This window comes from Streptomyces sp. NBC_01460, assembly GCF_036227405.1.
Lineage (GTDB): Bacteria > Actinomycetota > Actinomycetes > Streptomycetales > Streptomycetaceae > Streptomyces.
The window spans coordinates 3,442,937-3,456,763 of sequence record NZ_CP109473.1; the positions used below are offsets into that span (position 1 = coordinate 3,442,937).

Genomic DNA, 13,827 nt, shown 5'->3' on the forward strand with positions numbered 1-13,827 from the left:
GTCAGCTCTTCTCGAACCGGAAGCCGACGCCCCGGACGGTGGCGATGTAGCGCGGATTGGCCGCGTCGTCGCCGAGCTTCTTGCGGAGCCAGGAGATGTGCATGTCGAGGGTCTTGGTCGACGACCACCAGGTGGTGTCCCAGACCTCGCGCATCAGCTGGTCGCGGGTGACGACCCGGCCGGCGTCCCGCACGAGGACCCGCAGGAGATCGAACTCCTTGGCGGTGAGCTGGAGTTCCTCGTCGCCCATCCAGGCCCGGTGGGACTCGACGTCGATCCTGACGCCGTGCGTGGCGGGCTGCGGGGCGGGCTCGGTGGCGCCGCGGCGCAGCAGGGCGCGGACCCGGGCGAGGAGCTCGGCGAGGCGGAAGGGCTTGGTGACGTAGTCGTCGGCGCCGGCGTCGAGGCCGACCACGGTGTCCACCTCGTCGGCCCGGGCGGTCAGCACCAGGATCGGCACGGCGTGGCCGTCCGCCCGCAGCCGCCTGGCGACCTCCAGGCCGTCCATCCCCGGGAGCCCCAGGTCGAGCACGACCAGGTCGACGCCTCCCTGGAGTCCGGCGTCGAGTGCGGTCGGACCGTCCTCGCGGACCTCGACCTCGTAACCCTCACGACGCAGGGCGCGGGCCAGTGGCTCCGAGATGGATGCGTCGTCCTCGGCGAGCAGTACACGGGTCATGCAGTGATGGTAGTCCGCGCGGGACCGCTGGGGTGAGGCGCTCGACAGGCCCTGCGGGTCAGGGCCACGAATCGGGCATCCACCTTTGAATATGGGACCGTGGTTCCATCACAACCTGTGATCCATCTCTCAAGTCCTTCCATATCGCCGTGTGTCATGTCGTATGGTGGCTCGACGCCTGTTGCACCACCGAAGGACCTTTGGGCAGCTTTTCGCGCCAAGGGTCGTTTTTGTGTACGGGCCGGTTCTCACCGGCCCCGACCAGTGAATGACCTGTGGGCCGGGCCCGGAGCGCGAGGAAGCGTGCCGGGCGTGGATCCCGGAGCGGTCGGTCCCACGGTCCCGCCCCCGCACTCCCCCTGGAGAGGTGGCCGGACCGAATCCCCTCGAGGCGTCGGGGGTGGGCGCATCCGTCCCGGTGCCGGCCACCCCCCACCGGGCGCGTACCGCTCACGAGGCGACGCGTCCCGACCAGCAAGGATCGACCATGGCGTCCAGCCTGACGAAGGACTCCGCCGGCACCGCCGGTTCGGAGAAGACCTTCTTCGGCCACCCCCGCGGCCTGGCCACTCTCTTCATGACGGAGATGTGGGAGCGCTTCAGCTATTACGGCATGCGCGCCCTCCTCCCGCTGTACCTGATCGCTCCCAACGGGCTTCACATGAACCCCGCCACGGCCACCGCGATCTACTCGGTCTACCTGTCGCTGGTGTACCTGCTCGCCATGCCCGGCGGCTGGTTCGGCGACCGCGTCTGGGGGCCGCGCAAGACCGTCGCCATCGCGGGCGGCGTGATCATGCTCGGCCACCTGGTGCTGGCACTGCCCTCCGAGGGCACCTTCTTCGCCGGGCTCGGCCTGGTCGCCATCGGCTCCGGTCTGCTGAAGTCCAACATCTCCACGATGGTCGGCCACCTCTACGACGGCCCGGACGACCCGCGCCGTGACGGTGGCTTCACGATCTTCTACATGGGCATCAACGTGGGCGCCTTCGCCGCCCCGCTGGTGATCGGCACCGTCGGCGAGAACGTCAACTGGCACCTGGGCTTCGCCCTGGCCGCGCTCGGCATGGGACTCGGCGTCGCCCAGTTCCTGCTCGGCACCCGCCACCTGAACGAGCGCAGCCTCGTCGTGCCCAAGCCGCTCTCCGCGGACGAGCGCGCCTCCACGCTGCGCAAGTCGATGATCTGGCTCGGCATCGCGGCCGTCTTCTACATCGGCACGGTCGTGACCGGCGTCTACACGCTGAACTGGCTGCTGGTCCCGATCACGATCGCCGGCCTGGTCATCCCCGTGATGGTCCTGGCGCGCATCAAGCGCGACAAGGAGCTCAGCGAGACCGAGCAGAAGAAGATGTCCGGCTACATCTGGTTCTTCGTGGCCGCCGCCATCTTCTGGATGATCTACGACCAGGGCGGTTCGACCCTGGCGATCTTCGCCGACTCCTCGGCCGAGAACTCGGTCCTGGGCTGGGCCTTCCCGGTCTCCTGGTACCAGTCGGTCAACCCGATCCTGATCATGGCGCTGGCTCCGGTCTTCGCCGCCTTCTGGCTCGCGCTGAACCGGCGGGGCAAGGAGCCCAGCACGGTCGTGAAGTTCAGCTCCGGTCTGGTGCTGGTCGGCGCGTCGTTCTTCCTCTTCCTGGCGCCGCTGACGATCGCGGGCGACGGCCACAAGGCCGCCGCGATGTGGCTGGTCGCGATCTACTTCGTGCAGACCGTCGGTGAGCTGACGCTGTCGCCGGTCGGCCTCTCGGTCACCACGAAGATGGCCCCGGCCAAGTACGCCAGCCAGATGATGGGTGTCTGGTTCCTGGCCGTGACCGCGGGCGACTGCACCACGGGCCTGCTCTCCATCGCGGGTGTCGATCTGAACGGCACCGGGATCGTGGCGCTCCAGGCCGCGCTCGCGGTCGCCGCCGGCCTCGCGGTCTTCATGTACCGCGGCAAGGTCAAGGCCCTCATGGGCGACGTCCGCTGACACGGACCCGCCCGGACGACTCAGGCCCCGCACCGATCGGTGCGGGGCCTGAGTCGTCCGCACGGAGGTCCGTGCGGCGTCGAGAGGGAGCGGCGGAGCCGGTCTCACGCCGGAGCGGCGAGCTCCGCCCATACGGTCTTGCCCGGCTGGTCCGGTGTACGCGTCACGCCCCAGTCGAGGCAGAGGCGCTGCACGATGAACATGCCGTGCCCGCCGGGCCGTCCCGCGCGGTGCGGGGTGCGCGGCGCGGGCTGTCCCGCGCCGCCGTCGACGACCTCGACGCGGAGCACCTTGGGGGAGCAGGCGATACGGAGTTCCTCGGGGCCCTCCGCGTGCAGGCAGGCGTTCGTCACGAGCTCGGAGACGACCAGCAGGACGTCCTCGGCGGCGGCCCGGCGGTCCGCGCTCGCCGCGGGGAGCCAGCCCCAGTCGTGGAGCGCCTGCCGGGCGAAGTCCCGGGCCATCGGCACGATGCCGGTGGCCTGTCTCAGCGAGAGGGTGCGCCACTGCCGGTCAGCGGGTACGGCAGCGGGCGTGCCCGTGCCGTCCGGCTCGCGGCCGAGGCCGCCCGGCGGATGCTGCCGGGTGGTGCTCATCAGCGCTTCACCTCACCGATTCACCGTGTGTTGCCATCGAACAGATACTGATCAGGTACAGAGTGTCGGGCTCCATGACCCCGACGCGGTGTCTCCTGCCCGGCCGAATGGTGACGACACCCACTTCGACTACGCCATGAGCGTGACTCGCGCGATAGTCGGGGGTCCCGAGGCCGGGGATTCGCATGGAGGACGCCGCTGTCAGCTGCTCAGAGCGTCTGCGAGGGAAGCGTGGACGGTGAAGACCGCCTCCGCCCCCGTGATCTCGAAGACACGAGCCACCACGGGCTGCATTCCGGCCAGGTGGACCGCTCCCCCGGCCGCTTCGGCCTTCAGGCGCGCGCCGAGCAGCACGTTGAGCCCGGTGGAATCACAGAAGTCGAGCCGTGAGCAGTCGACCACCAGGCGTGTCCGCCCTTCCTCGACAGCGCTCTCCAGAGGCTCCCGCAGCAGATCGGCGGTGTGGTGATCGAGCTCACCCACCGGCGTCACGACTTCACTGCGGCCCTCGGTCCGGACGTCGACCTGTAGCCGACCCCGGTTCGCGCTGCCGACCGTCCCGCGGTCCATGCCCGTCCCTCTTCGCCGTCCGTCACTACCCGTGCCCCTGTGGGCACGGCTTCATCGTGGCTGCCCCCGACGTGCGGGAAACATTACGCGTTTCCCTCGCCACACGGTAGTCGGAGAACTCCACAAACCAGACATAGAGGCGTATTTGGCGCTTGTAACTCACCGCTGGAAGCAGGTATGGGTAGGAGGGACATCTGCACGAGCAATCTCGATCGGCTTCGGAGGCGCCGCTTCACCGCAGGAAGACGTATGGGCATCGGCAGCCATATGCCGAGAACGATGGAGGAGAACCATGTCACCCCGGCTCGACGTATCGCGTACCCACATCGCGACGTCGGCATGTCCTCAGGGACCGACCGATTCCGACTCCGCTGCCGCGAGCGCCGTACCCGGCCCGCGCGCCGGCACCAGCAGCACCGACCCGACCACCGACGACCACCTTCCGGTCGAGGGGTTCGAGGGCCTCGAGGGACTTCCCGAGATCCCGCCCTACGCCGAAGTGGGGGCGCTGGACGCCAGGGCCCTGTCGAAGACGCTCTTCGCGCGGCTCGAAGCCCTCGAGGAGGGCACCCACGAGTACGCGTACGTCCGCAACACCCTCGTCGAGCTCAATCTGGCCCTGGTCAAGTTCGCCGCCTCCCGGTTCCGCTCCCGCAGCGAACCCATGGAGGACATCGTCCAGGTCGGCACGATCGGCCTGATCAAGGCGATCGACCGCTTCGAGCTCAGCCGCGGCGTGGAGTTCCCGACCTTCGCGATGCCGACCATCGTCGGCGAGATCAAGCGCTTCTTCCGTGACACCAGCTGGTCCGTGCGCGTCCCGCGCCGGCTGCAGGAGCTGCGGCTGGACCTGGCCAAGGCGGGCGACGAGCTGGCCCAGAAGCTGGACCGCGCGCCGACGGTCGCCGAGCTCGCGGAGCGCCTCGGTCTCAGCCGGGACGAGGTCGTCGAGGGCATGGCCGCGAGCAACGCGTACACCGCGAGCTCGCTCGACGCCAAGCCCGACGACGGCGGCGACGGCAACGAGGCCGCCCTCGCGGACCGCCTCGGCTACGAGGACCACGGCATCGAGGGCATCGAGTACGTCGAGTCCCTCAAGCCGCTCATCGCCTCGCTGCCGCTGCGCGACCGCACCATCCTCTCCATGCGGTTCGTCTCCAACATGACGCAGTCGGAGATCGGCGAGGAGCTCGGCATCTCGCAGATGCACGTGTCGCGGCTGCTCTCGCGGACTCTGGTCAAGCTCAGGAAGGGCCTGACCGTCGAGGAGTGACCCGGCGCCACCCGCACCACCGGTACGTCGACGCGGAAGGACCTGCCCCCGACGGGCGGGTCCTTCCGCGTTGTCACGAAGGGCGCGGGGGCGTCACACGGCCCTCTTCCCGCCCCGCCACACCTCTGCGACCAGCGGGACACCAGGCCGGTAGGCGAGGTGGACGTGGCTCGGCGCGTCCAGGACCACGAGATCGGCGCGGGCGCCGGGAGTGATGCGGCCGATGTCGGTGCGGCGCAGTGCGGCGGCGCCGCCGGCGGTGGCGGACCAGACCGCCTCATCGGGGGTCATGCCCATGTCCCGTACGGCGAGGGCGACGCAGAAGGGCATCGACGAGGTGAACGAGGAACCCGGGTTGCAGTCCGTGGACAGCGCCACGGTGGCGCCCGCGCCGAGGATGCGGCGGGCGTCGGGCCAGGCCGCCCGGGTGGAGAACTCGGCGCCGGGGAGCAGGGTGGCGACGGTGTCGCCCTGGCCGAGTGCGTCGAGGTCGGCGTCGTCGAGGTGGGTGCAGTGGTCGGCGGACGCGGCACCCAGCTCGACGGCGAGGCGGACGCCGGGGCCGTGACCGAGCTGGTTGGCGTGGACGCGGGGGTGCAGTCCCCTGGCCGCCCCCGCCGTGAGGATCGTGCGCGCCTGGTCCTCGTCGAAGGCACCGCGCTCGCAGAAGACGTCGATCCAGCGGGCGTACGGGGCGCAGGCGTCCAGCATCGGCCCGGTGACGAGGTCCACGTAACCGGCGGGGTCGTCGGCGAAGTCGGGCGACACGATGTGGGCGCCGAGGAAGGTGACCTCGTCCGTGTGACGGGCGGCGATGCGCAGGGACCGTGCCTCGTCCTCGACGGTCAGGCCGTAGCCGGACTTGGTCTCGAAGGTGGTGGTGCCCTGTCGCAGGGCCTCGGCCAGATAGCGCGCGACGTTGGCGGAGAGCTCGTCGTCGGAGGCGGCGCGGGTGGCGGCCACCGTGGTGCGGATACCGCCCGCGGAGTAGGCGCGGCCGGACATGCGGGCGTTGAACTCGGCGGTGCGGTCCCCCGCGAACACGAGGTGCGAGTGGGAGTCGACGAAGCCGGGGATCACCGCCCGGCCGCCCACGTCGACGGCGGTGTCGGCGGCGGGTGCCGCGCCGGACCCACCGGTCCAGACGACGCGGTCGCCGTCGATGACGACGGCCGCGTCGCGGATCAGGCCCAGGGGGGTGCCGTCGCCGAGGGAGGGGTCGTTGGTGACCAGGTTCGCGATGTGGGTGAGGGCGGTCGTCGTCATCCGCGTACAGCTTTCGTCGGGTCGGCCCGGCCGGTCGGCCGGGGGTGCGGCCGGGTGCCGGCCGGGGGTGCGGCTCCGGGTGGTCAGCCGTGCAGGGCGGCGACGGCCGAGGCGAGCGCTCCGGGTACGTCCTCGATCCGGGTGTGCCGGCCGTCCTTGACGATGTGCCGCCCCGCCACCACGGTGTGCCGCACATCGGCGGCGGTGGCGGCGAACACGGCGGCCTCGGCGGCCAGCCGGGGCACCGGCCCCGCCGTTCTGACGGAGTCCAGGGCCACGGTCGTGAGATCGGCGGGCGCGCCCGGTTCGAGCGTGCCCGCGTCCGGGCGGCCGAGCGCGGCGTGCCCGTCGGCGGAGGCGGCCCTCAGCAGGGCGGCCGCCGTCCAGTGCCCCCGCACATGGGTGCGCAGGCGTTCGTTCAGCTCCATCGCCCGGGCCTCCTCGAAGAGGTCGATCACGGCGTGGCTGTCGCTGCCCAGCGAGAGGGGGGAGCCCGCGCGCTGGAGGGCGGTGGCGGGGCCGATGCCGTCCGCGAGGTCGCGTTCGGTGGTGGGGCACATGCAGGTGCCCGTCCGGGAGGTACCCAGCAGCTCGATGTCCTCGGCGGTGAGGTGGGTGTTGTGGATGCCGGTGGTGTGGGGTCCGAGGACCCCGTGGTCGGCGAGGAGCCGTGCGGGGGTGCGGCCGTGGGCGGCGAGGCAGGCGTCGTTCTCCGCGGTCTGCTCGGAGAGGTGGACGTGCAGCGGGGCCGACCGCTCCCGGGCCCACTCGGCGACGGTGGACAACTGCCCCTCGGGCACGGCCCGTACGGAGTGGATCGCGGCTCCGATCACCACCAGGTCGTCGTCGCCCTTGAGGAGGGAGGCACGCTCGGCCCAGGCGTCGGCGGTGGTGTCGGAGAAGCGCAGCTGGTGCCGGCTCGGCTTCTCGCCGAATCCGGCGGCGAGGTAGGCGGTGTCGAGCAGGGTGATGCGGATGCCCGCCTCGGCGGCCGCCGCGATGAGCGCCTCGCCCATGGCGTTCGGGTCGTCGTAGGGCGTGCCGCCGGGCGCGTGGTGCAGGTAGTGGAACTCGCCCACGGCGGTGATCCCGGCCAGCGCCATCTCGGCGTACGTGGCACGGGCCAGGTCGAAGTAGGTGTCGGGCGTGAGCCTGGCGGCCGTCCGGTACATCGTCTCGCGCCAGGTCCAGAAGGTGCCGGAGCCCACCTGGACGGTGGAGCGCAGAGCGCGGTGGAAGGCGTGCGAGTGGGTGTTGGCCAGCCCCGGGACGGTCAGACCGTCCAGCACGGTGGCACCGGGTGGCGGTGTGGCGATGCCCGTCCGGACACCGGCGATGCGCCCTCCGGCCACCTCCAGGACGACGCCCGGCTCGACATGGGTGCCGAGCCAGGCGTGCGACATCCAGTACGTCGTGGTGACCGGTGTGCCCGTCGGTTGCGTAGTCAGCTGCACGCGAGACCTTCCAGTACGTCGGCGAGTGCTTTCACCCCGGCCACGCAGTCGTCCTCCGAGGCGTGTTCGGCGGGCGAGTGCGAGATCCCGGTGGGGTTCCGTACGAACAGCATGGCGGTCGGCACGGAAGCGGACAAAATACCCGCGTCGTGTCCCGCCCCCGTACCGAGCACGGGCACGGGGCGCCCTCCGCCCCCGGTGCTCTCCGCCTGCCGCTTCTCCAGCACCCGGCGCATCTCGTCCCGCAGGGCGTGCTGGAAGTCCACCACGGGCGTGAACGACTCGCGTACGACGTCGAGTTCGATGCCGGCCCGCTCGGCGTGCTCCCGCGCGGCCCGCTCCACCCCGCTGACGACGGCGTCGAGCGTGTCCTGGTCGGCGGCCCGTGAGTCGAGCCATCCCCTGACCAGGGAGGGGATCGCGTTGACCCCGTTCGGTTCGACGGCGATCTTGCCGAAGGTCGCCAGGCCGCCGGCGAGCTCCGCCTCGCGGCGCGCCGCGAGCACGGTCTCCGCGTACGTGAGCATCGGGTCGCGCCGGTCGGCGAGGCGTGTGGTGCCGGCGTGGTTGGCCTCGCCCCGGAAGTCGAACCGCCAGCGGCCGTGCGGCCAGATGGCGGAGGCGACCCCGACCGGGTCCCCGGTCAGGTCGAGGGCGCGCCCCTGCTCCACATGGAGCTCGACGAACGCGCCGATCCGGGCGAGGCGTTCGGGGTCGGGCCCGATGGCGTCGGGGTCGTAGCCGGCGGCCTCCATGGCCCGCGGCAGCGGGACGCCGTCCCCGTCGCGCAGCCGGTGCGCGTCCTCGACGCTCAGCTGTCCTGCCGCCAGCCGGGAGCCGACGCAGGCGAGGCCGAAGCGCGCGCCCTCCTCGTCGCCGAAGTTGGTGACGGCGAAGGGCTTGGTGAACACCGCTCCCCTGCGGCGGAGTTCGTCCAGGGCGGCGAAGGAGGACACCACTCCGAGCGGACCGTCGAAGGCGCCGCCGTCGGGCACGGAGTCGAGGTGGGACCCGGTGACCACGGCGTCGCCGGCGAGCGGATCGCCGAGCCAGGCCCACTGGTTGCCGTTGCGGTCGGTCTCCGTGACGAGGCCGCGCGCCTCGGCCTGCGCCCGGAACCACAGCCGGCAGTCGGCGTCCGCCCCGGTCCAGGCGTAGCGGCGGTAGCCGCCGGAGGCGTCGCTGCGGCCGATGGGCAGCAGCGAGCGCCACATGGCGTGGAAGGTGTCGCTCACGCGGTGTCCCCCTCCCGCATCGGGATGCGCACGCCGCGCTCGTCCGCCACCGACTCCGCGATGTCGTAGCCGGCGTCCACGTGCCGGATCACGCCCATCCCGGGGTCGTTGGTGAGGACGCGGCGGATCTTCTCGCCGGCCAGCTTCGTGCCGTCGGCGACCGAGACCTGGCCGGCGTGGAGGGAGCGGCCCATGCCGACGCCGCCGCCGTGGTGGATGGAGACCCAGGAGGCGCCCGAGGCGACGTTCACCATGGCGTTCAGGAGCGGCCAGTCGGCGATCGCGTCGGAGCCGTCGAGCATGGCCTCCGTCTCACGGTAGGGGGAGGCCACCGAACCGCAGTCCAGGTGGTCGCGGCCGATCGCGAGCGGGGCGGCGAGGGTGCCGTTGCCGACCATGTCGTTGAACATGTCGCCCGCCTTGTCGCGTTCGCCCTGGCCGAGCCAGCAGATCCGGGCCGGCAGCCCCTGGAAGTGGACGCGCTCGCCGGCCATCCTGATCCAGCGGTGCAGCGACTCGTTCTCCGGGAAGAGGTCGAGCAGCGCCTTGTCCGTCTTGTGGATGTCCGACGCCTCGCCCGACAGGGCCGCCCACCGGAAGGGGCCCTTGCCCTCGCAGAAGAGGGGCCGGATGTACGCGGGCACGAAGCCGGGGAAGTCGAACGCCCGGGCGTACCCGGCGAGCTGGGCCTCGCCCCGGATCGAGTTGCCGTAGTCGAAGACCTCGGCCCCCGCGTCCATGAAGCCGACCATGGCCTCGACGTGGGCGGCCATCGACTCCCGGGCGCGCAGGGTGAAGTCGGCGGGCTTCTCGGCGGCGTACGAGGCCATGTCGTCGAAGTCGACGCCGACGGGCAGGTAGGCGAGCGGGTCGTGTGCGCTGGTCTGGTCGGTGACGATGTCCACCGGAGCGCCCTCGGCCAGCATCCGGGGCAGCAGCTCCGCCGCGTTGCCGAGCAGGCCGATGGAGAGCGGGCGCCGCGCGTCGCGGGCCTCGACGGCCAGCTGGAGGGCGTGTTCGAGCGAGTCGGCCCGTACGTCCAGGAAGCGGTGCTCGATGCGGCGCTCGATGGCGCGCGGGTCGACGTCGACACAGATCGCGACACCGTCGTTCATCGTGACGGCCAGGGGCTGGGCCCCGCCCATGCCGCCGAGTCCGGCCGTCAGCGTGATCGTCCCGGCGAGCGTCCCGCCGAACCGCTTGGCGGCGACGGCGGCGAAGGTCTCGTACGTGCCCTGGAGGATGCCCTGCGTCCCGATGTAGATCCAGGAACCGGCGGTCATCTGGCCGTACATGGTGAGCCCGAGGGCCTCCAGCCGGCGGAACTCCTCCCAGTTGGCCCAGTCGCCCACCAGGTTGGAGTTGGCGATGAGGACCCGGGGCGCCCATTCGTGGGTCTGCATGACGCCGACCGGCCGCCCGGACTGGACGAGCATCGTCTCGTCCTGCTTGAGCGTCCGCAGCGTACGGACCATGGCGTCGAAGGACCGCCAGTCGCGGGCCGCCTTGCCGGTGCCGCCGTACACGACGAGCTTGTCCGGGTGTTCGGCGACCTCGGGGTCGAGGTTGTTCTGCAGCATGCGCAGAGCGGCTTCCTGCTGCCATCCCAGGGCGCTCAGTTCCGTACCGCGCGGTGCCCGTACGGGGCGGGGTCCTGACATGGCGGTGCCTCCTCGCGAATGTGATTCTTCTATTCACATCCTGACTTCCTGAATACTCCTAGTCAACAGACGGGGCCCACATCCCCTCGGGGCAAGCCCCGGGACAGGCTTCACGCCATGTGACCGGAGATCCCGAAGGGGTCGGAAATCGGACAGCTGCGATCCGTATCGGCCATGGTTGCGACAGCCTGACGGACACATTCCGACAGCCCTCCACCCGCTCACCTGGGGCCCTTTACACGGCCCCGCGCATGTACCTGTGGAAAATGCCAGAACTCCCACCAGCCACGCACACGTTGCGTAGCCTCTCCATTACATCCGCACACCACGTCGGGAGGGAGTTCGCGTTGCCCGGAATCGACGAGTGCCTGATCGAGGTCATGAGGCTGCCCGGTGCACGGGGCGCCGCGGTGGTCGACTGGACCAGTGGTCTGGCCCTCGGCACCATCGGCGAGTCACCCAACGGCGACCACGAGGCCACGGCCGCCGAGACGGCGGAGGTGGCGAGAATGGCCGCCGAACAACCGGTCTTCGCGCGGACGGACGTGCCCGCGGGGCAGTCGGCCCCGGCCGTCGAGGACGTCATCGTCACCACGACACCCGGCTACCACATCCTCCGTTTCGTCGAGACGGCCTTCGACAGCAGCGTCTTCCTCCACCTCTGGCTGGACCGCGCGGAAGGCAATCTCGCCCTCGCCCGCATGCGGCTCGGCGAGATAGCACAGCGGCTGGTCCTGGCATGAGCCCCACCGTCACCGACCGGCCCGACGTCCCCGAACGCTCCGCGCCCTCCCCGATGCTGCAGCGGCTCGCGGCGGAGCGCGCAACCGGCGCACTGATGCGCGACCGCGGGACCCTGTATCTCGCCGACGGCGAGGTCGTCCACGCCGAGAGCCCCGCGACGCCCGGGATCGACGTCCTGCTCACCACGGGCGGCGCCCTGCGCTCCGAGGGCTGGTGGGACGCGGTCGCCCAGGCGGGTGCCGGACAGCGGGTCGGGCGCTACCTCGTCGACAGCGGCCGGGTGCCCGGCGGAGCACTGGAGCTCTGCCACCTGGGGGCGCTGTACGACGCGGCCTTCTTCGCCCTGGCCCCCACGAACACCCCCGCCCGCTTCCGCTACGGCGTCTCCCACTGGATCGGTCCCGTCCGGCCCGTGCCCGTGCACGCCGTGCAGCGCGAGACGCTCAGGCGCCGGGAACTCCTGGACAGGATCTGGCCGGACGCGCTGACCGACAGCGCCCCGCTCACCCCCTCGCCCCACCCGGTCGACGCCCCGGTCCCTCCACGCCAGCGTCGCGTCCTGGCCCTGGTGAACGGCGAGCGCACGGCCACGGACATCGCCCAGGCGCTGGGCCGCTCCGCCTTCCACATCCTGGTCGACCTGCGCCGGCTCGCCGCCGCCGGACTGGTGGAGGCGGTCCGCCCGGCCGCACCCGGGTCCGCACCGGTGTCCGGGCCCAGCCGCATCTCACTGCCCGAGGTCACGACCGACCCCGACGTCGCCCTGTTGCGCCGGCTCAGAGACGCATTGGAGGCCCTGTGATTCGCGCGCTCAGACAGCGTGCCGGGAGGAGACAGCTGATGGTGCCCGAGGCCGAACTGAAGGATGTCCTCGACGAGCTCCAGCGGTTACGCGCCCGGGTCCCGCTCCTGACCGGCGCACTGGCCGCCAGCACCGACGGCCTGATCGTCGCCCAGGACACCCCCGGCATCGAGGCCGAGGGCGTCGCCGCGCTGACCGCCGCCGCGCTCGGCGTCTCGGTCCGGATGACCGACGCCACCGGCCGCGGCGGCTTCCGCGAGCTCCTGATCCGCGGCGAGAACGGCTACATCGCCACCTACGCGGCGGGGACCTCCGCCGTCCTGACCCTGCTGGCCGAGGACCGCATCAACGTCGGCCGGCTCCACCTCGAAGGCCGCCGCGCCGGTGCGCGCATCGGTGAGGTCGTCGACGCCGCACAGGACCGCGTGGACCGCCCGGTGCCGTCCCCGCGCCCGCCGCAGTCCAGGACGCTCCCCCGGCGCGGTACCGCGCCGGACTCCCCGTGACACCCGCACCAGTCGCATCAGTCGCATCAGCCAGAAACCGGACCGGCCAACGGGCCGGCCAGGGAAAGGAAACGAGCACTATGGCCAACAGCGAAACGGCACTGAAGGACGCGATGGCGTCGATCGAGGGGGCCACCGGTGTCGCTCTCGTCGACTACACCAGCGGCATGGCCCTGGGCACCCTGGGCGGTGGCAAGGACTTCAACCTCGACGTCGCCGCCGCCGGCAACACGGACGTCGTCCGCGCGAAGCTCCGGACCATGGAGCACCTGGGCATCAAGGACGAGATCGAGGACATCCTGATCACCCTCGGCACCCAGTACCACCTGATCCGCCTGCTCAAGGCCCGTGGGGGGAACGGCCTGTTCCTCTACCTCGTGCTGGACGGGTCACGGGCCAACCTGGCGATGGCCCGCCACCAGCTGAAGAAGATCGAAGCGGAACTGGAGGTCTGACCCGGCATCCTCACCGGCGGCGACGCCGCGCCCCACCGGGCGCGGCGTCCCCCGCCACCGGTCCGGTCGTGCGGTAGGCCCGCACCTGCTTGCCCGCGGGCCGTCCGCGCGACACCCAGTCGGTGCGCACCCAGTACAGGACGTCGTCCCGCCGCTCCCTGCGCCCGAACCGCGCGGCCTTCAGCCAGAGCCCGGCGCCCGCCCCGGCCAGCACCAGCCCGCCGGCACCCGGCAGTGCGTACGCGCTCGCGACCGCCACCAGGAACGCGGCCACCAGCCACCAGCGGTGGGCGCGCCGCCAGTTCCGTACGGTCACGTCCCGGTCCTGGAGGAAGTCGCTGCGCCCGGCCCGTGCGGCACCCCTCGCGAGCTCCGCGTAACGCCCCGTCCGCGTGGACGCCACGACGGCCAGGACCACCAGGAACAGTGCCGCTCCCGCCAGCAGGCCGATCCGCCGGCCGGTGAGCCCCGGGACGAACGCCCCGACGGCCGCCGCCAGCAGCCCCGGCCACCACAACGGCGCGGCCCCGGCCCGAACGATCACGGCCACCCTCGCCAACGACTGCGCTCCGCGCCCCACGTCCGCCTCCCTCTCCCACGGTTCCCTG

Annotated in this window: 14 protein-coding genes; 6 read left to right on the forward strand and 8 right to left on the reverse strand. The window is 71.7% G+C overall.

What is annotated here, in order from left to right; all coding sequences use genetic code 11:
• Window position 1: 1 nt before the first annotated feature.
• On the reverse strand, window positions 2-679 hold the full coding sequence (locus tag OG488_RS15170; RefSeq protein ID WP_031098784.1) for a response regulator transcription factor: 678 nt from the start codon (window positions 677-679) through the stop codon (window positions 2-4).
• A 487-nt stretch (window positions 680-1,166) separates the two neighbouring features.
• On the opposite strand from OG488_RS15170, the gene OG488_RS15175 reads away from it, so the two are divergent.
• On the forward strand, window positions 1,167-2,657 hold the full coding sequence (locus tag OG488_RS15175; RefSeq protein ID WP_329229612.1) for an oligopeptide:H+ symporter: 1,491 nt from the start codon (window positions 1,167-1,169) through the stop codon (window positions 2,655-2,657).
• A gap of 104 nt (window positions 2,658-2,761) precedes the next feature.
• Here OG488_RS15175 and OG488_RS15180 read toward each other — a convergent pair whose 3' ends face one another.
• Window positions 2,762-3,253: an ATP-binding protein gene (locus OG488_RS15180; RefSeq protein WP_329229614.1), complete on the reverse strand. Its 492-nt coding sequence runs from the start codon at window positions 3,251-3,253 to the stop codon at window positions 2,762-2,764.
• Between the two features lie 201 nt (window positions 3,254-3,454).
• The gene (locus OG488_RS15185; RefSeq protein WP_329229616.1) at window positions 3,455-3,823 is read right to left on the reverse strand and encodes an STAS domain-containing protein; all 369 of its coding nucleotides are present in this window, start codon (window positions 3,821-3,823) and stop codon (window positions 3,455-3,457) included.
• A gap of 292 nt (window positions 3,824-4,115) precedes the next feature.
• Between OG488_RS15185 and OG488_RS15190 the strand changes: the two genes are divergently transcribed.
• Window positions 4,116-5,096 (forward strand): RNA polymerase sigma factor SigF, encoded by a 981-nt coding sequence (locus OG488_RS15190; protein ID WP_329229618.1) that lies wholly within the window; start codon window positions 4,116-4,118, stop codon window positions 5,094-5,096.
• 93 nt (window positions 5,097-5,189) lie between these two features.
• Here the strand turns inward: OG488_RS15190 and hutI are convergent, their stop codons facing one another.
• The 4 genes from hutI to hutU all read right to left on the reverse strand — a co-directional run bounded on the left by hutI (window position 5,190) and on the right by hutU (window position 10,712).
• A complete protein-coding gene (gene hutI, locus OG488_RS15195; protein WP_329229620.1) occupies window positions 5,190-6,362 on the reverse strand; it encodes an imidazolonepropionase in 1,173 nt (390 codons plus the stop codon).
• A gap of 83 nt (window positions 6,363-6,445) precedes the next feature.
• Window positions 6,446-7,816 (reverse strand): formimidoylglutamate deiminase, encoded by a 1,371-nt coding sequence (locus OG488_RS15200; protein ID WP_329229623.1) that lies wholly within the window; start codon window positions 7,814-7,816, stop codon window positions 6,446-6,448.
• Window positions 7,807-9,030, reverse strand: coding sequence for an allantoate amidohydrolase (locus OG488_RS15205; RefSeq protein ID WP_329238664.1), 1,224 nt, complete (start codon window positions 9,028-9,030; stop codon window positions 7,807-7,809). The genes OG488_RS15200 and OG488_RS15205 overlap by 10 nt, the downstream gene beginning before the upstream one ends.
• A gap of 17 nt (window positions 9,031-9,047) precedes the next feature.
• A complete protein-coding gene (gene hutU / locus OG488_RS15210; RefSeq protein WP_329229625.1) occupies window positions 9,048-10,712 on the reverse strand; it encodes a urocanate hydratase in 1,665 nt (554 codons plus the stop codon).
• 347 nt (window positions 10,713-11,059) lie between these two features.
• On the opposite strand from hutU, the gene OG488_RS15215 reads away from it, so the two are divergent.
• From OG488_RS15215 to OG488_RS15230, 4 genes are all read left to right on the forward strand, one after another.
• Complete coding sequence (locus OG488_RS15215) at window positions 11,060-11,455, forward strand: hypothetical protein (RefSeq protein WP_329229627.1); 396 nt, start codon at window positions 11,060-11,062, stop codon at window positions 11,453-11,455.
• Complete coding sequence (locus tag OG488_RS15220; RefSeq protein ID WP_329229629.1) at window positions 11,452-12,258, forward strand: helix-turn-helix domain-containing protein; 807 nt, start codon at window positions 11,452-11,454, stop codon at window positions 12,256-12,258. The genes OG488_RS15215 and OG488_RS15220 overlap by 4 nt, the downstream gene beginning before the upstream one ends.
• A gap of 38 nt (window positions 12,259-12,296) precedes the next feature.
• Window positions 12,297-12,764, forward strand: coding sequence for a roadblock/LC7 domain-containing protein (locus OG488_RS15225; protein WP_329229631.1), 468 nt, complete (start codon window positions 12,297-12,299; stop codon window positions 12,762-12,764).
• A gap of 80 nt (window positions 12,765-12,844) precedes the next feature.
• Window positions 12,845-13,219 (forward strand): hypothetical protein, encoded by a 375-nt coding sequence (locus tag OG488_RS15230; protein ID WP_329229633.1) that lies wholly within the window; start codon window positions 12,845-12,847, stop codon window positions 13,217-13,219.
• A gap of 10 nt (window positions 13,220-13,229) precedes the next feature.
• On the opposite strand, the gene OG488_RS15235 is transcribed toward OG488_RS15230, so the two are convergent.
• Entirely contained in the window at window positions 13,230-13,769 is a 540-nt protein-coding gene (locus OG488_RS15235; RefSeq protein ID WP_329238667.1) for a hypothetical protein, read from the reverse strand.
• Window positions 13,770-13,827: the final 58 nt, after the last annotated feature.

Bases quoted from the DNA above. Each gene is read 5' to 3' on its own strand.
- OG488_RS15185 (WP_329229616.1), bottom strand. From the start codon at position 3,823: ATGGACCGCGGGACGGTCGGCAGCGCGAACCGGGGTCGGCTACAGGTC.
- OG488_RS15220 (WP_329229629.1), top strand. From the start codon at position 11,452: ATGAGCCCCACCGTCACCGACCGGCCCGACGTCCCCGAACGCTCCGCG.
- OG488_RS15175 (WP_329229612.1), top strand. From the start codon at position 1,167: ATGGCGTCCAGCCTGACGAAGGACTCCGCCGGCACCGCCGGTTCGGAG.
- OG488_RS15205 (WP_329238664.1), bottom strand. From the start codon at position 9,030: ATGTGGCGCTCGCTGCTGCCCATCGGCCGCAGCGACGCCTCCGGCGGC.
- hutU (WP_329229625.1), bottom strand. From the start codon at position 10,712: ATGTCAGGACCCCGCCCCGTACGGGCACCGCGCGGTACGGAACTGAGC.
- OG488_RS15190 (WP_329229618.1), top strand. From the start codon at position 4,116: ATGTCACCCCGGCTCGACGTATCGCGTACCCACATCGCGACGTCGGCA.
- OG488_RS15230 (WP_329229633.1), top strand. From the start codon at position 12,845: ATGGCCAACAGCGAAACGGCACTGAAGGACGCGATGGCGTCGATCGAG.
- OG488_RS15225 (WP_329229631.1), top strand. From the start codon at position 12,297: ATGGTGCCCGAGGCCGAACTGAAGGATGTCCTCGACGAGCTCCAGCGG.
- OG488_RS15180 (WP_329229614.1), bottom strand. From the start codon at position 3,253: ATGAGCACCACCCGGCAGCATCCGCCGGGCGGCCTCGGCCGCGAGCCG.
- OG488_RS15170 (WP_031098784.1), bottom strand. From the start codon at position 679: ATGACCCGTGTACTGCTCGCCGAGGACGACGCATCCATCTCGGAGCCA.
- hutI (WP_329229620.1), bottom strand. From the start codon at position 6,362: ATGACGACGACCGCCCTCACCCACATCGCGAACCTGGTCACCAACGAC.